We start from the raw sequence: 18593 nt of genomic DNA on the forward strand, positions 1-18593 counted from the left end.
AGGACGCTGATAATGAAGCCCGCCGTTGCCAAAGACGCTGACAAAGCCCCGCGCTTCTGGCGCGACGACGCACTGCCCTTCATCGAGGCGCGGGCCATCGCCGACGGCCGCGAGGTCTGCTATTCACGGCATTCCCACGCGCACTTTTCCATCGGCGCGATCACTGCCGGGCGCAGCACCTATCTCCACGAGCAATCGGAATGTCAGGTCAGTGCCGGCACCGTGGTGCTGATGAACCCCGGTGATGTCCACGCCTGCAATCCCATCGATGACCAACCGTGGTCGTACCTGATGCTGTACGTCGAGACACCCTGGCTGACCGATTTGCAGCATCAGCTCGGCATCAGCCAGGACTTGGCGTTTCGCCGGTTTTCCATCACCCACACTCACGACAGCGACCTGTTTGCCGGCCTCAAAGGTTTGTACGAAGTGCTGGTCGATGCGCAGCAAGACGTGCTGCGCAAGCAAAGCGCGGCCGTGGAGTTTTTCACCGACCTGCAGCAGCGGCTCAATCCGATCGATCAGCCGCTGCGCGAGCCCAATTTCAAACTGGAACGGGCGGCCGATTACATTCGCGACAACTGCACGCAAATGCTCAAGCTCGAAGCTATTTGCGAGGCTGCTCAGCTATCGCCGTCCTACCTGATCCGCGCGTTCAAGCAGCATTACGGCATGACACCCCACGCGTTTCTGGTCAACCGGCGCATCCAGTTCGCCCGCGATCAACTGCGCAGCGGCAAGCTGATCGCCGATGTGGCGCTGGAGGCGGGGTTTGCCGATCAGGCGCATTTTCAGCGTGCGTTCAAACAGCATCTGGCGGCGACGCCGGGGCAGTACCGCGGGTGACTCAAGTACTCTAGGGCAACAACAGGTACACCGCGCTCGCCGCCAGCAGCAACGCCATGCTCCGATTGAACAGGCGCATGCCCGCCGGGTTGTTCAAATAGCCGCGCAAAAAGGTCCCGGCATACGCCCAGCAACCCACGGACAGGTAGCAGATCACCAGATACACCGCCGCAAACTGCCAGACCAGCCGCGCCTCGCCATCCGCTACAAAAGCGCCCATGCCTGCCACGCAGGCCAACCAGGCTTTCGGGTTGAGCCACTGCATGACGGCGCCGTACAACATCGACGGCGCCCGGCCTGATTCCTTAGCATCGAGATGGCCCTTGTCGGCGGCCAACTTGAAGGCCATGTACAACAGGAACGCTACACCCGCCCATTGCACCACCTGCGTCAGCGCGGGCCATAACCGCAACAACTCGTGCAGCCCCAACCCCATCAGCACCAACAACACAACAAAACCCAGGGTTGCGCCGGCCACATGCCGTTGACTGGCACGAAAACCAAACCGTGCCCCTGAACTCAGCGCGACAATATTCACCGGTCCCGGCGTTATCGAAGCGACCAGTGCAAACGCCGCCATGGAGATAATCAGACTCATCACAGACCTTCTTCAATTCAGTTGAACGAGGCCTCAGGGTAAAGAGCGGCGTGATGGCTGTATTGAAGAAAACACCCCTCACCTGTACCGCGACGGCCCAAGAAGCTCGCCTGACCAGCCTTCTGATGTAACGGAATAATTCACGGATATTTACCTGTAGAGCAGATCCTTATACGATGAAGCCGCATCTAGTGCTCTCCATCAGGTATGAGTAGGCTATGGTTATTCAGTGCATGACAAAGCGACCTAACAAATTGTGCTCTATCGTCACGCAAATTGTGCGCGGACAAATAAACGGAAGCTGTATACGGGTTCAATTATTTCTATAACTACATATAATACTATTGAGCACCTGAACGATGAACAATATTAGCCTTCCAACTGAAAGCGCTAAAACCTTTAGCATAGTTATAGTAAATTACAAGACGCCGGAAATTACCAAGATATGCTTAGACTTATTGCGTCAGCATATAGGCAACCAGAGCGTACCCATATGGGTAGTTGACAACTATTCCGCCGATGAAAGCACTGAATATTTGCGCACACTTAACTGGATCAATTTAATCGAGCGTTCTGTTTCTGAGCCAGAACCAGGCCATATCGCACATGGCAAAGCACTTGACCTGGTGTTGGAGCGAGTCGAAACTGATTATTTATTCCTATTGCACACCGATACATTTATTTTCGATAAAAATGTTTTTCCAATGATGCTGAACAAATGCATCAACAACCAAAAAATCGTAGCCGTCGGCTGTGTAGAGCAACTAAATCGTGGCGCCACGAGAACGCTTTGGCGCTTTAGCTCACGACTATTCAAACACCATTTCAGACACCTGAAAATCTCCATAGGATTACGTTCCAGAGAACCAAAACCGTACAGAGAAGTCTACTTGAAGAGTTTCTGTACATTGTGGAACTGCAAACTTATTAAACAGCACAACCTGCATTTTTCGATGGATGATCGTGTGCCTGGCTATACCCTCCAAGATCGCATGACCGAGTTGGGCTACATCGTTGAATTGTTATCACCGCGTAAAATTTTCAGCTGTCTGGATCATATCCAGTCCGGCACTGTCGCAGCGGCTGGCGGCTATGAAAAGACTCATAGACGAACCAAAATGTACAACAACATCCTGAAGCGCCTGAACAATGACGACCGCAAAGTTTAAGCGACGAAGACACGCAACGAGCACGGCGTTCGACGCTGTTTGAAGCCACCCATAAGTCTTTATATTAAGTTGTTGGAGCGGTAATGACACCCATCACTCAAGCACTGCCGATCACCCTCTCCCCGGAGCTTGATTTCGACCAGAGCGCCGCCAGCGCCTTTGGTGACTCATTGGCCAGTCGCTATACTCAGGCTACGCCATTTCCGCACATCGTCATCGATAACTTCTTGCACGAAGACCTGATTGCAAGTATCTGCTCGCACTTCCCAGTCGAGCCGACCCACAACGAAATGCTGTACGAGCGCGGCTATAAAGGTCAACGAAAACGTCAAATTAGTCCCAACGAATGCCCCCCTTATTTGAAGACTGTTTTCAACGCCTTTAATTCGGCTCCCATGCTGCAGTTTCTTGAAAAGCTCACAGGCATCGAAGGTTTGATACCCGACCCGTACTTTACCGGTGGCGGGCTGCATGAAACGAAAAGCGGTGGTTTCCTGGGGGTACACTCGGACTTCAGGCTCAACAAAAAGCTTAATGTTGAGCGCAGACTGAATGTCATCATTTATCTGAATGAAGGCTGGCAAGACGAATTCGGCGGCCACCTGGAACTTTGGGATGTTGACATGAAGACCTGCCTTAAAAAAGTCCTGCCCATTTACAATCGCTGTGTCATTTTCAACACAGACAAAGACAGTAATCATGGGCACCCAGAGCCTTTAACGACGCCAGAGCACATCACGCGCAAGTCTATAGCGCTTTATTACTACACCGCAGGAACCATGGCGATCGACCCCGCACAACGAAACAAAACCCACTACAAGCCTAGGCCTAAAGATCGTTTTAGCCTCAAGTACTACATGAGCAAACTAATCAAGAAGAAAAACTAAACTATATAGCCAGACGAGGCGCGGCAGGCCTGTAGTTTATGCCGCCGTCTACAGGGCCTACGAATTCTCTGTCGATTTTCCGGTGGAGGCGATAGCCGACGCGTCTTATGCTCATTCCATGAACCTACAAAACGCTGTGCTTCCGCCCCACGCCGAGATGGTTCGCGCCATGCTCGAACGAGACACCGCCTACGAGGGGGTGTTTTTTACCGCGGTCAAAACCACCGGCATTTTTTGCCGCCCCAGCTGCACGGCGCGCAAGCCGAAGCCGGAGAACGTCGAGTTCTTCGCCCATGCCGATGAGTGCATGTCGGCCGGCTACCGCGCCTGTCTGCGCTGCAAGCCGCTGGACGCGGCGGCCATCGCGCCGGACTGGGTGCAGCGGCTGCTGAAATCGGTAGACGCCGAGCCCGACCAGCGCTGGACCGATGCCCAGTTGCTGGCCGAAGGCATCGAGCCGCTGAAGTTGCGACGCTGGTTCAAACAGCATTTCAGCATGACGTTTCATGCCTGGCTGCGCACTCGACGCCTCGGCATGGCGTTGGGCGGGATCAAACAGGGCGATTCCATCGACAACGCCGCGTTCGACTCGGGCTACGAGTCCCTGAGCGGGTTTCGTGATGCGTTTCAAAAGTCCTTCCACATCACACCCGGCCGCGCCGCCTACAGCGAGCCGCTGCTGTTCACCCGCCTGACCACACCGCTGGGGCCGATGATCGCCATGGCCGAACGACGCGGGCTGGTGCTGCTGGAGTTTCTTGATCGGCCAGCGCTGACCAAGGAAGTCGAAGCGCTGCAGAACCGCTATGGCTATGCCGTGGCACCGGGGCACAACGGACACTTGCAGCAAATCGAACAGGAACTGGCGCAGTATTTCGCCGGAAAACTGACTGAATTCCACGTTCCACTGCACCTGCCTGGCAGCGATTTCGCCCGGCAAGTCTGGGCTGAACTGGCGAAAATCCCTTACGGCCAGACCAGCACCTACGGCGCCATTGCCGCGCTATTGGGCAAACCCGGCGCCAGTCGCGCCGTGGGCCTGGCCAACGGGCATAACCGTCTGGCGATTGTGTTGCCCTGTCACCGGGTGATCGGTGCGGACGGCTCACTGACCGGCTATGGTGGAGGACAACCACGCAAGGCGTTCTTGTTAAGGCTGGAAAAAGCGGCGGTGCAGATCACGCAACAACTCGCATTCTGATCACTCGCAGGTTTCTCAAAAAGTCATAAGGAAGGACATTCGATGGACACGCTCGACAACCAGTTTCACCAGTTGCACCAGGACGGCCTGCTGATTCTCACCAACGTCGCCGATGCCGCCGGCGCGCGAATCGTAGAGCAACTGGGCAGCAAAGCCGTTGCCACCAGCAGTGCGGCGGTGGCCTGGGCTCACGGTTATCAGGATGGCAACGCCCTGCCCCTTGAGCGCCTGATATCAACGGTCGAGTCCATCGTTCGGGTAATCTCGGTGCCGTTGACGGTGGACATCGAGGCCGGTTATTCCGATGACCTGACACGGGTTGCCGAGATCATTGACGCGGTGATTGCCGCCGGGGCTGTCGGGATCAACATCGAGGACGGCGCTTCCCCGCCTGAGCTGCTGGCACGCAAGATTGAAATCGCTCGGCAGGTTGCCAGTCGCCGTAATGTGAAGCTGTTCATCAACGCCCGCACCGATGTGTACCTTAAAAGTCTGGTGCCTGCCGAAGATCGGGTTGCAGAGACGCTCAAGCGCGCCGCGTTGTATCAGGCGGCCGGTGCCGATGGCTTGTTCCCGGCAGGCGTCACGGCAGAGTACGAGATCGCTGCGTTGTGCCAAGGCACCTCGCTGCCGGTGAACGTGCTCGGGCTCCCCGGCCTGCCGTCGCCCGAAGAGCTGAAAGCGCTCGGCGTACGCCGTTTGAGCGCAGGTTCGGGTATCGCCGAGTTTCTTTATGGTGCCATGGCATCCCTGGCCAAGCGCTTTCTGGAAACCGGCAAGCTCGACAGTAGCCACCTCAAGGCCTTCACCTACGGGGAAGTTAACGCCCTCTTGGCGCCGACACGGAAAGTTTGACCTCCATGCCCGATACCTACCTGGCCGCCACTGAGTTCCTGGCGGCCATCGACGAAGATTGGCGTCGCCACATCGCCACCGTCGGCCCTTGCCTGCATCAGCCCCATGCGGCCCGCGATCCGTATGAGTCGCTGGTGCGAGCGATTGCCTACCAGCAACTGCATGCCAAGGCTGGGGATGCGATTGTCGGTCGGCTACTGGCGCTGTTTGGGGCGGGCGCGTTCCCGAGGCCTGAACAGATTGTCGCGACTGCGTTCGATCAACTGCGCAGTTGCGGCTTTTCCGCCAGCAAGATCGCGACCATTCAGGGCATTGCTCAAGCGGCGCTGGATGGCGTAGTGCCGGACTACGCTATGGCGCTGGCGATGGAGGATGAGGCGCTGATTGAGCGGTTGATTACCTTGCGTGGGGTTGGGCGCTGGACGGTTGAGATGCTGCTGATTTACAGCCTGGAGCGGCCGGATATTTTGCCGGCCGATGATTTTGGCGTGCGAGAGGGGTATCGGCGGCTGAAGGGGTTGGAGGTGCAGCCGACGCGTAAGCAGATGGTTGAGATAGGGTTGGGGTGGAGTCCGTTTCGGACGGTGGCGGCGTGGTATTTGTGGCGTGTTCCAAAGCCGCCCGTTCCAGTCACAACCCCGACTTCAACCGACTGAACGCCCGAATCAAAGCCCGGTTAAACACCTTCCCATTGTCATTCTTGCTATACAACGAAGCCCTCACCTCCGCCGACGGGTACGTCCCCGGATCATTGCGAATCGCCGGATCAATCAAGTCATCCGCCGCCGTGATCGCGTTGGCGTAATGGATGGTGTCGGTGATCGGCGCAATCACCTCCGGTGTCATCAGATAATCCATCAACGCCAGCCCGGCTTCGGGATGCGGCGCGTCCTTGGGAATGACCATGGCGTCGAACCAGATCAGTGTGCCCTCCTTCGGTATGCGGTAGGTCAAGGTGAACGGTTTTTTTGCGGCTTCTGCCTGGCCGGCGGCGATGGCCACGTTGCCGTTCCACGACATCGCCACACAGGTGTTGCCGTTGGCCAGGTCGCTGATATTCAGGTCATTGTCGAAGTAGCGAATGAACGGCCGGATTTTCGCCAATTGCTGCTCGGCGAGTTTCAGGTCATCGAGGTTCTGGAGGTTGATGTCCAGCCCCATGTACTTCATGACCGCGGCGAAAACCTCATTGGGGTCGTTGAGCAGACTGACCCCGCAATCGGCAAATTTCGACACCACCGCCGGATCGAACAGCATCGCCCAGCTGTCCGTTGGCGCGTCGGGCAAACGCTTGATGATCGCCTCTTGCTGATAACCGACGCCGGTGGTACCCCAAGCGTAAATCCCGGCGTACCGGTTGCCCGGATCGAATACGGCCATGTGCTGGCGAAACTCGTCACCAACACCGGCAAAATGGGGCAGCTGTTGCGGGTTTAGCGTTTGAATCGCACCGCTCTGGATCGCCCGGGACAAATGCTGACCCGCGGTCAGCACCAGGTCATAGCCGCTGCGACCCGTGAGCAGTTTGGTCTCGGCGGTTTCAAGGGAGTCGAAGTGATCAGCCACCACATGAATGCCGGTTTTCTTTTCGAAATTGGTCAGGGTGTCGGGGGCCAGGTACTCGCCCCAGATGTACAGATTGACCACCGGTTTCGCGGTGTCGGCGGCCTGCACACACAGGGGTGCGAGCACCAGCAGCAATGCTTGAGTCAGTTTGTGCAGGCCCATTTTCAAACTCCCTTTTTGTTGCAGGCATTGCCTGCGTACTGCGGCATGGTGATGCACGCGACGTTACCGCCGCCGAGGAGGATTTCCCGAGAGTTTTCGATACCGACGATTTTGTGTTGAGGGAACAGTTCGGCGAGGGTCGCCTGTGCGGCCTGATCGTTGCGATCGCCAAACAGCGGCACCACGATTGAGGTGTTGCCGGCGTAGTAGTTGATGTACGACGCGCAGATTTTGGTCCCGGCCTGACGGACGTGGGTGCTGTCGAGTTGATCGAGGCCTTCGGCTTCTTCAGCGGTCCATTCCAGCACGTCCGGTTGCGGCAGCTTGTGCACGATCAACTCGCGGCCACGGCTGTCGCGAGTGCTGCGCAGAATGTCGTACGCCTCCTGGTAGATTTCCCATTGCGGGTCATCGCGATTGTCGGTCCATTGCAGCACCACTTCACCGGGACGCACGAAGCACGCGAGGTCGTCGACGTGGCCATCGGTTTCGTCGAACTTGCAGCCACGTGGCAACCAGATGATTTGCTCGGCGCCGAGGTAATCGGTCAATCGCCGGGTGACTTCGTCCTTGCCCAGGTGCTGGTTACGGTTGCGGTTGAGCAAGCATTGTTCGGTGGTGAGAAGGCTGCCCTGGCCGTCGCTCTGGATACCGCCCAGTTCAGCAATCAGCGGTGCGCGGTAGCGGTCGAAACGTTCGATTTCAAGGATTTTGCTGGCGATCTGATCGTCCTTGTCCCACGGGTAATAGAGGCCGCCATCGAGGCCGCCGTAAGCGTTGAACTCGAAGTCCACGCCGCGAACTTCACCGCTGTCGTCGTTGACCACAAAGCAGGGGCCACTGTCGCGGAACCAGGTGTCGTTGCAGGTCATTTCCACCACGCGCACCTGAGGCGGCAACTGGCGGCGAGCGGTGGCAAACTGCGAGGCGGACGCGCATACGGTGACCGGTTCGCTCCGGGAGATGGCGGTGACGATTTGCACCCAGACTTTCTGCGCAGGCTTGGCACCGTTGCGCCAGACGTCGGTACGCTCCGGCCAGCCGAGCCAGCAACCGGACTTGGTTTCGAATTCGCCAGGCAACCGGAAACCGTCGAGTTTAGGGGTGGAGTCGAGCAAACGTGCCATGGTCAAACCTCATCAACGGGGATTGGAATGACCACAGGCTAAGGTCGCCGGCGCCCTCCCCGCCAACGATGATTATTTCGGAATACTTGAATTCAACTCATCAATCGACCAGCTGATCGTTGAACCATTCCAGCATCTGCGCCACCGCCGGGCGCTCCAGCCTCACCCGCTCGCACACCAGCGCATATTGACCGAGCGCAGTCATGTTTGAGGTGAACGGCCGGACCAGGCGACCGCTGGCCAAATCCTCCTGCGCGGTCAAGTTGTCGCCCATGGCCACACCTTGGCCTTGAGCCGCTGCTTCCAGCGCCAAACCCGCGTGGGCGAAATACAGCTGCCGTTCGGGGCGCTGATCGCCGGCATGGCTGGTGAGCCAGGCGGTCCAGGTCTTGCCGTCCTGATCGTCGTGCAGCAGGCAATGACGCGTCAGATCCTTCGGGGTTTTCAACGTGCCCTGGTTGAACAGACCGGGGCTGCACACCGGGAAGAACTGCAACGCCGGCAAGGGCCGGACGAAGTACGCGCTGCTGTCCACCGGGCCGGTGCCGTAGGTGATCGCCAGATCGATGTCCTCGCCCGGCGCCGTGGCGTCGATCGGTTGTTCGTAGAGGTGCAAGGTGATGTGCGGATAGCGCGCGTAAAAATCAGTCAGGCGACTCATCAACCACTTTTGCGCCAACTCGGCAGTCACCGCCAGGCGCAACACCGCCAGCGATGATGGGTCACGCAGCTCATCGCAGGCCTCGCCGATCAGTTCGAAGGCCTGCTGCAAGCTTTGCATCAGGCGCCCGGCGGCCATCGTCGGGCGAATCTGCCGGCCTTCGCGGACGAACAGCGACACGCCCAATTGCTCCTCGAGCTGCCGAATCTGATGACTGACCGCGCTGTCGGTGACGCACAACTCCGCCGCTGCCCGACCGAAGTGGGCGTGGCGGGCGGCGCATTCGAAGGTTCTGAGTGCGGCCAGGGAAGGCAGTCGTCGCATGGCAAAGGCTCCAATAGGAAGGCGCACATGCTGACCCGGCCATCGGTGGGCGTCCAGCGGGACCGCGTTATCGTTCATCGTCGGATCGCCGCCCGGAGCAGGCTCGCTCCCACACTTGATCTTCAGTGTTCACAAAGCCGGTCTACGCTGTCTTGGGTAAGTTTCAGACCCGTCGGAGGTTCCCATGCGGCTCGAAGGTTCCTGCCATTGCGGCGCGGTGTCGTTCAGTCTGACCAGCGCCCATCCCTATCCGTACCAGCGTTGTTACTGCTCGATCTGCCGCAAGACCCAGGGCGGTGGCGGTTATTCGATCAACATCGATGGCGACGCTGGCAGCCTGAAGGTTCGCGGCCGCAAGCACATCGCGATTTATCATGCACGGCTCAAGAGCGACAGTGACAAACGCGCCCACCGCAGCACGGCCGAACGGCATTTCTGTTCGGTGTGTGGTTCGGGGTTGTGGCTGTTCAGTCCCGAATGGCCGGAGTTGATTCACCCGTTTGCCTCAGCCATCGACACGCCGTTGCCAGTGCCGCCGGAACTCACCCACGTGATGCTCGGTTCGAAAGCGCCGTGGGTGGAGGTCAAGGCGCAGGCGGGTGATCGGCAGAGCGATGTCTGGCCGGATGAGTCCATCGCCGAGTGGCACGAGCGGTTGGATTTGAAGGGTTGACCGCGGCCGTGACCGTCAGGCCGCGGCGGGCACACCGCTGTGGAAACGAAACTCCACGTCCGGCGACTCGATCAGCTCCTGCTCGGCGGCGCGGACCTTGTCGATCACTAGGGCGATGTCCTTGGCGTCACCGTACTGGTAGGCCAGTTTCAGGTAACCCTGGAAATGCCGGGCCTCGCTTTTCAGCAGGCCGAAGTAGAACTTGCCCAACTCTTCGTCCAGATGCGGCACCAGCGCCTCGAAACGCTCGCAGCTGCGGGCTTCGATAAAAGCACCGACCACCAGGGTGTCCACCAGTTTGACCGGCTCATGGCTGCGCACCACTTTGCGCAGGCCTGACGCGTATCGCCCGGCGGACAGCTGACGCAGCTCGATCTTGCGCTTTTTCATCAGGCGCATGACCTGTTCGTGGTGCACCAGTTCTTCCCGGGCCAGGCGCGACATCAGGTTGATCAAATCGACGTGGGAGTGATACTTGGCAATCAGGCTCAATGCCGTGCTGGCTGCCTTGAATTCGCAGTTTTTATGATCGATCAGCAGGGTTTCCTGATCGGCCAACGCGGCCTGAACCCAGCCATCGGGGGTACGGCAGCCGAGGAACTCGTGAATTTCGGGAAGGATCATGGGGCTCACGGATAAGAGGTTCAAATCGAAGGGCGCCAATTATACCGGCCTGCCGGCAGACCACCAGTCGCGACCGTTGATATGCATCAAGTCCCGAAAGCGCGGCGAGCAACTATAGTTGTCCAACGCAATATTTTTTACTTCCTGGAGATCCCGATCATGCAAGCCATTCGCAGCATCCTGGTGGTCATCGAACCCGAACACTCGGAAAGCCTGGCGCTTAAGCGGGCCAAGCTGATTGCTGGCGTGACCCAAGCGCATCTGCATCTGCTGGTCTGCGACCGCAAGCATGACCACAGCGGCATGTTGGGCGTGCTCAAGGCCGCGCTGCTGGAGGATGGCTACAGCGTCACCACCGAGCAGGCCTGGAACGAAAGCCTGCACGAAACCATCGTCGATGTGCAGCAGGCTGAAGGTTGCGGGCTGGTGGTCAAACAGCATTACCCCGACAGCCCGCTGAAAAAAGCCCTCCTCACTCCGGCAGACTGGAAACTGCTGCGTTACTGCCCGACGCCGGTGCTGCTGGTCAAAACCTCGAAACCCTGGTCGGGCGGGGTCATTCTCGCGGCGATCGACGTCGGTAATACCGATGGCGAACACCGTACGCTGCACGCTGCCATCATCGATCATGGCTATGACATCGCCAGCCTGGCCAAGGCTCACCTGCATGTGATCAGCGCCCATCCATCACCGATGCTGTCGTCAGCCGACCCGACGTTGCAGCTCAGCGAAACCATCGAGGCGCGCTATCGCGAACAGTGCAAGGCCTTTCAGGCCGAATTCGACATCGACGACGACCACCTGCATATCGCCGAAGGCCCGGCGGATGTGTTGATTCCGTACATGGCCCACAAGCTGCAGGCGTCAGTGACCGTGATCGGTACGGTCGCGCGGTCCGGGTTGTCGGGGGCGTTGATCGGTAATACGGCGGAAGTGGTACTGGATGCGGTGGAGAGCGATGTGCTGGTGCTGAAACCGGATACGATCATGGATCATCTGGAGGAGATTGTGACCCAGCACTAGAGAAGATCAAAAGATCGCAGGCTTCGCCAGCGCCTACATGGGAATGTGTTCAACCTGTAGGCGTTGGCGAAGCCTGCGATCTTTTGACTTTAAAAATCAGGCGCCGAAGGCGTCCCTGAGGAAGCCTGGCGCGATGTAGCGCTGGTAATGCGCCTCTGACAGCAAAAAGAATTCCCGATCAATGGCGTCCCGTAATTCGGGCAGGTTCCAGTCGCGAAACTCTGGCATCAGCACCATTCCGTAGGCTTCCAGATTGTTGATGACCCGCGCGCCCCGGGCGATCAACTGATACGCCCAGCAATATTCCGACTGATGCGGCACAAAGCGGATCTTGCGCTGCTCCAGCTGCAGTCGCAGTCGCTGGGGATCGAAAATTTCCAGCTTGCTGGCCATCACCTGGGACAGCAGTTGCTCAAGACGCAGCCACACCGCGCGCTTCTCTTCCTCGTTGTAACCATTCCAGTTGATCACTTCATGGTGGAAACGCTTGCAGCCACGGCACACCAAATCACCGTAAACAGTGGAGCAGAGGCCGACGCAGGGGGTCTTGATGGTCTGATTGGGCATAGTCAGGGAGAACACGGGAAAGCAGAACAGGTCGGCATGTTAGCCCTTTGTCTAACATTGATCACCCCTCAATCTTGAGGGTCTAACTTACCTTTAATTTTTTTTTGCCGTAGAATCAGCCAGCCTTTTAAGGCGCCAATGTCCGTTAGAAGCTGTTTTCAAAGCGTCACGAGCACAGTCGTTCCTTCAGAGCGGAGTTGGCGAAGGGTTTTTCCAGCGGGGAAAAGCTCTACGCCAACCCTCATCAGCTCCCCGTTCTGCAGGCGTAAAACTTTGAAAGCAGCTTCTGTAAGGAATTGCCGGTAATTCTGGCTAAGTGGCCCACAACGCCACGCAGCGCATGAGTACGGCAATTTCGGGATGAGCGTCCCGGACACCCATTTGGGACCACTGATGAGGGTAATAACTGTGCTTGAAGCCTACCGCAAACATATCGAAGAGCGTGCAGCACTGGGTATCGTTCCCCAGCCGCTTAACGCCGAACAAACTGCAGGCCTGGTCGAGCTGCTGAAGAATCCCCCGGCTGGCGAAGAAGCTTTCCTCGTTGACCTGATCACCCATCGCGTTCCGCCAGGTGTGGACGAAGCTGCCTATGTTAAGGCCGGTTTCCTCTCTGCCCTCGCTAAAGGCGAATCAAAATCCCCTCTGATCGACAAGAAGCGTGCTGTTGAACTGCTCGGTACCATGCAGGGCGGCTACAACATCGTGACCCTGGTTGACCTGCTCGACAGCGCCGAACTGGCCCCGGTCGCTGCCGAAGAACTCAAGCACACCCTGCTGATGTTCGATGCCTTCCACGACGTCGCTGAAAAAGCCAAAAACGGTAACGTTCACGCCAAAGGCGTGCTGCAATCCTGGGCCGACGGCGAGTGGTTCCAGAACCGCCCTACCCTGGCCGACAAGATCAGCCTGCGCGTGTTCAAGGTCACCGGCGAAACCAACACCGACGACCTGTCCCCTGCCCCGGACGCCTGGTCCCGCCCGGACATCCCGCTGCACGCCCTGGCCATGCTGAAAATGGCCCGTGAAGGCATCGAGCCTGACGCCCAAGGCGTGACTGGCCCGATGAAGCAGATCGAAGAAATGCGCAACTCCGGTTTCCCAATCGCCTACGTCGGTGACGTGGTCGGTACCGGTTCGTCGCGTAAATCGGCGACCAACTCGGTGCTGTGGTTCTTCGGCGACGACATTCCTCACGTCCCGAACAAGCGTGCTGGCGGTTTCTGCTTCGGCAGCAAAATCGCCCCGATCTTCTACAACACCATGGAAGATGCCGGCGCACTGCCGATCGAATTCGACGTGACCAACATGAACATGGGCGACGTGATCGACCTGTATCCGCATGCTGGCAAAGTCTGCAAACACGGCACTGACGAAGTCCTGACCACCTTCGAAATGAAGACTCCGGTTCTGTTGGACGAAGTTCGTGCCGGCGGTCGTATTCCGCTGATCATCGGTCGCGGCCTGACCGACAAGGCCCGTGCCGAGCTGGGCCTGGGCCCTACCGATCTGTTCAAACTGCCTGAAGCACCTGTCGACACCGGCAAGGGTTTCACCCTGGCACAGAAAATGGTCGGCAAGGCTTGCGGCCTGCCAGAAGGCAAAGGCGTTCGTCCAGGCACCTACTGCGAACCGAAAATGACCACCGTCGGTTCCCAGGACACCACCGGTCCCATGACCCGTGACGAACTGAAAGACCTGGCGTGCCTGGGCTTCTCGACCGATCTGGTGATGCAGTCCTTCTGCCACACCGCGGCTTATCCAAAGCCGATCGACGTGACCACTCACCACACCCTGCCAGACTTCATCATGACCCGCGGCGGCGTTTCCCTGCGTCCGGGCGACGGCATCATCCACAGCTGGCTGAACCGTATGCTGCTGCCGGACACCGTCGGTACCGGTGGTGACTCCCACACCCGTTTCCCGATGGGCATTTCGTTCCCGGCCGGTTCCGGTCTGGTTGCGTTCGCTGCGGCCACCGGCGTTATGCCGCTGGACATGCCGGAATCGATCCTGGTGCGCTTCAAAGGCAAAATGCAACCGGGCGTCACCCTGCGCGACCTGGTTCACGCCATTCCTTACTTCGCGATTCAGGCTGGCCTGCTGACCGTCGAGAAGAAAGGCAAGAAGAACGCCTTCTCCGGCCGCATTCTGGAAATCGAAGGCTTGGACAATCTGAGCATCGAACAGGCTTTCGAGCTGTCCGACGCCTCGGCTGAACGTTCGGCTGCCGGTTGCACCATCAAACTGTCGAAAGACTCGATCACCGAGTACCTGAACTCCAACATCACCCTGCTGCGCTGGATGATCGGCGAAGGCTACGGCGATGCTCGTACCCTGGAACGTCGCGCTCAAGCGATGGAAGCCTGGGTTGCCAACCCTGAGCTGATGGTTGCCGATGCTGACGCCGAGTACGCTGAAATCATCGAAATCGACCTGGCCGACATCAAAGAGCCTGTGCTCTGCGCGCCAAACGATCCGGACGACGCCCGTCTGCTGTCCAGCGTTGCTGGCGAGAAGATCGACGAAGTGTTCATCGGTTCGTGCATGACCAACATCGGTCACTTCCGCGCTGCCGGCAAGTTGCTGGATCAGGTCAAGGGTCAGCTTCCAACCCGTCTGTGGCTGTCGCCGCCGACCAAAATGGACGCTCACCAGCTGACCGAAGAAGGCTACTACGGCATCTACGGCAAGGCCGGCGCTCGCATGGAAATGCCAGGCTGCTCGCTGTGCATGGGTAACCAGGCACGTGTAGAGCCGAACTCGACAGTTGTGTCGACTTCGACCCGTAACTTCCCGAACCGTCTGGGTGACGGCGCGAACGTCTACCTGGCTTCGGCTGAGCTGGCGTCTGTTGCTTCCATCCTGGGTCGCTTGCCGACCGTCGAGGAGTACATGGAATACGCTGGCAAGATCGACAGCATGGCGGCCGATGTTTACCGCTACCTGTCCTTCGACCAGATCGCCGAGTTCCGTGAAGCTGCTGCGAACGCCAACATCCCGGTCGTTCAAGCCTAACGCTGCAACGCCATGAAAAACGCCGCCCATCGTGAGATGTGCGGCGTTTTTTTATGCCTGCGAAAGGTGCCCGTTTGCCTGAAGCGCTTGTTGCACAGCGCCGTCGACGCTCAAGCCGCTGAGTATCACCTGCGCGAGTTCCTGCGGCGGCAACAGTGAGAGCACCGCTTTGGCCTCGTGCTTGAGCCGCGCCAGAATCAGCAGTTTGTCCTCGGCTCGCACGTGCATAAAGAACGCCTCCAGCGCCTCGATGCTGGTGCCATCCAGGTTGGGAGACTCCTCCAGACTGAGAATTATTGTATGAATCGGTGGCTCTGCCTGTCGGGCCAGACGCAGTGCACCGCCCAGAATGCGCTCCACGTTGGCAAAAAACAGCGCCTCGCTCGGTCTGACAATCAGCACACTGGGGATCTCGATGGCCTGGGGATGGCGCTGCACGTCGACAAAATCATGGCCACCGCCCATTTGCCCTAGCACCTGAATATCCGCCGACGACATCTGTTTCAACATCAGCACCACGCTGATCACCACCGCCACCAACAAGCCGTCCAACACACCCAGTACCAGCACCGCCGCCACCGCACAGATCACCAATAGACGGTCGCGGCGCCAGATAAAGTACCGGCCCAAGGGCTGCAGGCTCAAGCCGCGCGCCAATGCATGAATGACAATGGCCGCCAGCACCGGCTCGGGGGTCAGGGCAATCCAGGGCAACACCGTCAACACGATGAGCAACACCACCCCCGCCGCTACCGCACCGGCCAGACGCGATCCTGCACCCGCGGCCTCATTGGCCGACGTCGCAGAGTAACCAGCGCCCGCCGGCATGCCATGGAACAGGCCCGACAGCACATTGGCCGCACTGAGCGCCAGCAGATCGCGGTTCGAGGACACACGGTCGCCGTGCTTGAGCGCAAACGAGGTGATCGATCCGTAAGACTCGGCATACAGAATCATCACCATGGCAAACGCCAATTCTCCCAGGCGCAGCCAGTCGGTAAATGGCAATACGGGAAGACGAGGCACTTCCAGGCTCAGGTCGATCACGCCGATCAGTTTCACCCCATAGGCTGGCAAGTTCAGCCATTGGCCGGCCGCGATGCCGAGCGCCACCACCAGCAAGCCACCCGGCAAACGCCTGACCCGCGCGCACAGCCACAGCACCAGCAAGGACACGGCCGCCACAAGCGCGCCGACCCGGTTCCACTGCGGTAACTGCTCAAGCAGTTGCGGCACGAAACGGATCAGGTTGCCGTTGCTCAAGTGCACATCAACGATGCTCGCTACTTGCTTGAGGATGATCGTCATTGCCAGGCCGAAGGCAAAGCCTCGTAGCACCGGTTTGGCAATAAACGACGTCACGCTGCCGAGCTTGAACAAACCGGCCAGCAGGAAAAACCCACCCGTCATCAGCACCAGACCAATCGCGAGGGTGATGCGCAGGCCCGAATCACCATTGGCCAAAGTGGCTGTGGCGGCGGCCAGCACCGCCGCCGAAGACGACGTCGCAGAAACGATGGCAAAACGACTGGTGCCGAACAGCCCGTAGCACAGCAGGCCGGCAAATAACGCAATCACACCCGCCTGAGGCGGCAACGCAGCAATGCTTGAATAGGCGACCGCCTCAGGTAACAACAAACCGGCAATCGACAGCCCGGCCAACACATCCAGCCAACGGTTTGGCCTATCGGCAAGGGGTTGCGCCGATGCGCCGTGGGCTCGAGCCATGAAGCGTCTCCAGAGTAAGATTGACGGGCCGGGGCAACTCCCCGGCAAACGCTCTACGACGAGCTAATGCAGCCTCAAGCTTAGTCGCTAATCCCCACGGGATGAGTGTACTGGGTCAGGTGCCGAGCTTTACGCCAGGCAAAAAAAAACGGCCGCACTGTGCGGTATGCACAGTGCGGCCGTTGTTTTGCCCAATCAGGCAGTCAGCGAATAGATCAACGCCGAGATCGCCACCAGGCCCACCGCCGTCACGAAGACGTTGGAAGCCTGACCGCGATAACGCGCCATGGCCGGCACCTTGCGGATCGCGTACATCGGCATCAGGAACAGGATCGCGGCAATGATCGGGCCACCGAGGGTTTCGATCATCCCGAGAATGCTCGGGTTCAGCGTGGCGACGATCCAGCAGACCACCAGCATGAAGGCGGCGGTCATGCGGTCCAGGGTCTTCGGCGCCGGGCGCTTGCCTGTCTTCACGATCAAACCTTTAAGACCTTCGCTGGCGCCGATGTAGTGACCCAGGAACGACTTGGAAATGGCCACGAACGCAATCAACGGCGCCGCAAAGGCGATGGTCGGGTTGCTGAAGTGGTTGGCCAGGTACGACAGGATCGACAGGTTCTGCGCCTTGGCTTCCGCCAATTGCGCCGGCGACAGGGTCAGCACACAACTGAAGACGAAGAACAGCACCATCACCACCATCAAGGCGTGGGCGCGAGACAGGATCTGCGAGCTGCGCTCTTCGGCGTGCTCGCCGTAACGACGCTTCTGGTCGACCGCGAACGCCGAGATGATCGGCGAATGGTTGAACGAGAACACCATCACCGGAATCGCCAGCCACAGCGTGTGCAACAGTGCCGATGGTTCTGGAAGCGTCGAAGCGGTGGCGAGGATGCCGCCGTTCCAGTGAGGAATCAGGAACACCGCGAGGAACAGCAGCGCAACAATGAACGGATAAACCATCAGGCTCATGGCCTTGACGATCGCTTGCTCGCCGCAACGTACCACCGCCAACAGGCCGAGGATCAGCACGAACGACAGCACAGCGCGCGGTGGCGGCATGATGTGCAGTTGATGCTCGAGGAAACTGCCCACGGTGTTGGTCAAGGCCACGCTGTAAATCAACAGGATCGGGAAGATCGCGAAGAAATACAGCAAGGTGATCAGCGCGCCGGCCTTGATCCCGAAGTGTTCTTCCACCACCTCAGTAATGTCCGCGCCTTCGCGTCCGGACAACACAAAGCGTGTCAGGCCACGGTGTGCGTAAAAAGTCATGGGGAACGCCAACACCGCCAGGACCAGCAACGGCCAGAAGCCGCCCAGACCCGCGTTGATCGGCAAAAACAGCGTGCCAGCCCCAATGGCCGTGCCAAACAGGCCCAGCATCCAGGTGGTGTCATGGCGATTCCAGCGCTCAAGCGTCGCTGGTGCCGCCGCTACATAGCGTTCGTCGACGCTATTGGCCCGATCATTCATCCGGTGGGATCTCCGCATTCCGGTCAGTTGCTACCCGGTCAGGACGAGTCGGAAAAACCCGACAGGCAGCGCCCTGGCCGAAACAGGG

At 58.8% G+C, this 18593-nt stretch carries 17 protein-coding genes; 9 read left to right on the forward strand and 8 right to left on the reverse strand.

Going from position 1 to position 18593, the window contains the following annotated elements; translation table 11 throughout:
- Positions 1-12: 12 nt before the first annotated feature.
- On the forward strand, positions 13-846 hold the full coding sequence (locus QK293_RS20195) for an AraC family transcriptional regulator (RefSeq protein WP_282380260.1): 834 nt from the start codon (positions 13-15) through the stop codon (positions 844-846).
- Positions 847-856: 10 nt separating this feature from the next.
- Here the strand turns inward: QK293_RS20195 and QK293_RS20200 are convergent, their stop codons facing one another.
- Positions 857-1444, reverse strand: coding sequence for a LysE family translocator (locus tag QK293_RS20200; RefSeq protein WP_282380263.1), 588 nt, complete (start codon positions 1442-1444; stop codon positions 857-859).
- Positions 1445-1803: 359 nt separating this feature from the next.
- Here QK293_RS20200 and QK293_RS20205 point away from each other — a divergent pair, with 359 nt between their 5' ends.
- The 5 genes from QK293_RS20205 to QK293_RS20225 all read left to right on the forward strand — a co-directional run bounded on the left by QK293_RS20205 (position 1804) and on the right by QK293_RS20225 (position 6212).
- The gene (locus QK293_RS20205) at positions 1804-2613 is read left to right on the forward strand and encodes a glycosyltransferase (RefSeq protein ID WP_282380265.1); all 810 of its coding nucleotides are present in this window, start codon (positions 1804-1806) and stop codon (positions 2611-2613) included.
- Positions 2614-2696: 83 nt separating this feature from the next.
- A complete protein-coding gene (locus QK293_RS20210; protein ID WP_282380268.1) occupies positions 2697-3500 on the forward strand; it encodes a 2OG-Fe(II) oxygenase in 804 nt (267 codons plus the stop codon).
- A 118-nt stretch (positions 3501-3618) separates the two neighbouring features.
- Positions 3619-4701, forward strand: a complete 1083-nt coding sequence (locus tag QK293_RS20215; RefSeq protein WP_282380272.1) for a bifunctional transcriptional activator/DNA repair protein Ada — start codon at positions 3619-3621, stop codon at positions 4699-4701.
- Positions 4702-4743: 42 nt separating this feature from the next.
- Entirely contained in the window at positions 4744-5556 is an 813-nt protein-coding gene (locus QK293_RS20220) for an isocitrate lyase/phosphoenolpyruvate mutase family protein (protein ID WP_282380274.1), read from the forward strand.
- A 5-nt stretch (positions 5557-5561) separates the two neighbouring features.
- Positions 5562-6212: a DNA-3-methyladenine glycosylase gene (locus tag QK293_RS20225; RefSeq protein ID WP_282380276.1), complete on the forward strand. Its 651-nt coding sequence runs from the start codon at positions 5562-5564 to the stop codon at positions 6210-6212.
- Here QK293_RS20225 and QK293_RS20230 read toward each other — a convergent pair.
- The 3 genes from QK293_RS20230 to QK293_RS20240 all read right to left on the reverse strand — a co-directional run bounded on the left by QK293_RS20230 (position 6187) and on the right by QK293_RS20240 (position 9396).
- Positions 6187-7284 (reverse strand): extracellular solute-binding protein, encoded by a 1098-nt coding sequence (locus QK293_RS20230; protein ID WP_282380278.1) that lies wholly within the window; start codon positions 7282-7284, stop codon positions 6187-6189. The two genes, QK293_RS20225 and QK293_RS20230, sit on opposite strands and share 26 nt — an antisense overlap.
- Positions 7285-7286: 2 nt before the next feature.
- Positions 7287-8411 carry an agmatine deiminase gene (aguA, locus tag QK293_RS20235; protein WP_282380280.1) on the reverse strand — a complete coding sequence of 375 codons (1125 nt, stop codon included), beginning with the start codon at positions 8409-8411 and terminating at the stop codon, positions 7287-7289.
- 100 nt (positions 8412-8511) lie between these two features.
- Complete coding sequence (locus tag QK293_RS20240; protein WP_282380281.1) at positions 8512-9396, reverse strand: LysR substrate-binding domain-containing protein; 885 nt, start codon at positions 9394-9396, stop codon at positions 8512-8514.
- A gap of 184 nt (positions 9397-9580) precedes the next feature.
- Here QK293_RS20240 and QK293_RS20245 point away from each other — a divergent pair, with 184 nt between their 5' ends.
- On the forward strand, positions 9581-10069 hold the full coding sequence (locus QK293_RS20245) for a GFA family protein (RefSeq protein WP_282380283.1): 489 nt from the start codon (positions 9581-9583) through the stop codon (positions 10067-10069).
- A 15-nt stretch (positions 10070-10084) separates the two neighbouring features.
- On the opposite strand, the gene miaE is transcribed toward QK293_RS20245, so the two are convergent.
- The gene (miaE, locus tag QK293_RS20250) at positions 10085-10693 is read right to left on the reverse strand and encodes a tRNA isopentenyl-2-thiomethyl-A-37 hydroxylase MiaE (RefSeq protein ID WP_282380285.1); all 609 of its coding nucleotides are present in this window, start codon (positions 10691-10693) and stop codon (positions 10085-10087) included.
- A 159-nt stretch (positions 10694-10852) separates the two neighbouring features.
- Between miaE and QK293_RS20255 the strand changes: the two genes are divergently transcribed.
- Positions 10853-11716, forward strand: a complete 864-nt coding sequence (locus QK293_RS20255; RefSeq protein WP_282380287.1) for a universal stress protein — start codon at positions 10853-10855, stop codon at positions 11714-11716.
- A 96-nt stretch (positions 11717-11812) separates the two neighbouring features.
- On the opposite strand, the gene QK293_RS20260 is transcribed toward QK293_RS20255, so the two are convergent.
- Positions 11813-12283 carry a DUF1289 domain-containing protein gene (locus QK293_RS20260; protein ID WP_282380349.1) on the reverse strand — a complete coding sequence of 157 codons (471 nt, stop codon included), beginning with the start codon at positions 12281-12283 and terminating at the stop codon, positions 11813-11815.
- 408 nt (positions 12284-12691) lie between these two features.
- On the opposite strand from QK293_RS20260, the gene acnB reads away from it, so the two are divergent.
- On the forward strand, positions 12692-15301 hold the full coding sequence (gene acnB / locus QK293_RS20265) for a bifunctional aconitate hydratase 2/2-methylisocitrate dehydratase (protein WP_282380351.1): 2610 nt from the start codon (positions 12692-12694) through the stop codon (positions 15299-15301).
- A 51-nt stretch (positions 15302-15352) separates the two neighbouring features.
- Here acnB and QK293_RS20270 read toward each other — a convergent pair whose 3' ends face one another.
- Together QK293_RS20270 and QK293_RS20275 are read right to left on the reverse strand one after the other, a co-directional pair.
- Complete coding sequence (locus tag QK293_RS20270; RefSeq protein ID WP_282380289.1) at positions 15353-17029, reverse strand: SulP family inorganic anion transporter; 1677 nt, start codon at positions 17027-17029, stop codon at positions 15353-15355.
- Between the two features lie 195 nt (positions 17030-17224).
- Positions 17225-18505, reverse strand: a complete 1281-nt coding sequence (locus QK293_RS20275; RefSeq protein ID WP_282380291.1) for an HAAAP family serine/threonine permease — start codon at positions 18503-18505, stop codon at positions 17225-17227.
- Positions 18506-18593 lie beyond the last annotated feature (88 nt).

The organism is Pseudomonas sp. AL03, from assembly GCF_029960815.1.
Classification (GTDB): domain Bacteria; phylum Pseudomonadota; class Gammaproteobacteria; order Pseudomonadales; family Pseudomonadaceae; genus Aquipseudomonas.

Excerpts from the sequence above, each read along its gene's own strand:
- QK293_RS20195 (WP_282380260.1), top strand. The coding sequence starts at position 13 with ATGAAGCCCGCCGTTGCCAAAGACGCTGACAAAGCCCCGCGCTTCTGG.
- QK293_RS20200 (WP_282380263.1), bottom strand. The coding sequence starts at position 1,444 with ATGAGTCTGATTATCTCCATGGCGGCGTTTGCACTGGTCGCTTCGATA.
- QK293_RS20205 (WP_282380265.1), top strand. The coding sequence starts at position 1,804 with ATGAACAATATTAGCCTTCCAACTGAAAGCGCTAAAACCTTTAGCATA.
- QK293_RS20210 (WP_282380268.1), top strand. The coding sequence starts at position 2,697 with ATGACACCCATCACTCAAGCACTGCCGATCACCCTCTCCCCGGAGCTT.
- QK293_RS20215 (WP_282380272.1), top strand. The coding sequence starts at position 3,619 with ATGAACCTACAAAACGCTGTGCTTCCGCCCCACGCCGAGATGGTTCGC.
- QK293_RS20220 (WP_282380274.1), top strand. The coding sequence starts at position 4,744 with ATGGACACGCTCGACAACCAGTTTCACCAGTTGCACCAGGACGGCCTG.
- QK293_RS20225 (WP_282380276.1), top strand. The coding sequence starts at position 5,562 with ATGCCCGATACCTACCTGGCCGCCACTGAGTTCCTGGCGGCCATCGAC.
- QK293_RS20230 (WP_282380278.1), bottom strand. The coding sequence starts at position 7,284 with ATGGGCCTGCACAAACTGACTCAAGCATTGCTGCTGGTGCTCGCACCC.
- aguA (WP_282380280.1), bottom strand. The coding sequence starts at position 8,411 with ATGGCACGTTTGCTCGACTCCACCCCTAAACTCGACGGTTTCCGGTTG.
- QK293_RS20240 (WP_282380281.1), bottom strand. The coding sequence starts at position 9,396 with ATGCGACGACTGCCTTCCCTGGCCGCACTCAGAACCTTCGAATGCGCC.
- QK293_RS20245 (WP_282380283.1), top strand. The coding sequence starts at position 9,581 with ATGCGGCTCGAAGGTTCCTGCCATTGCGGCGCGGTGTCGTTCAGTCTG.
- miaE (WP_282380285.1), bottom strand. The coding sequence starts at position 10,693 with ATGATCCTTCCCGAAATTCACGAGTTCCTCGGCTGCCGTACCCCCGAT.
- QK293_RS20255 (WP_282380287.1), top strand. The coding sequence starts at position 10,853 with ATGCAAGCCATTCGCAGCATCCTGGTGGTCATCGAACCCGAACACTCG.
- QK293_RS20260 (WP_282380349.1), bottom strand. The coding sequence starts at position 12,283 with ATGCCCAATCAGACCATCAAGACCCCCTGCGTCGGCCTCTGCTCCACT.
- QK293_RS20270 (WP_282380289.1), bottom strand. The coding sequence starts at position 17,029 with ATGGCTCGAGCCCACGGCGCATCGGCGCAACCCCTTGCCGATAGGCCA.
- QK293_RS20275 (WP_282380291.1), bottom strand. The coding sequence starts at position 18,505 with ATGAATGATCGGGCCAATAGCGTCGACGAACGCTATGTAGCGGCGGCA.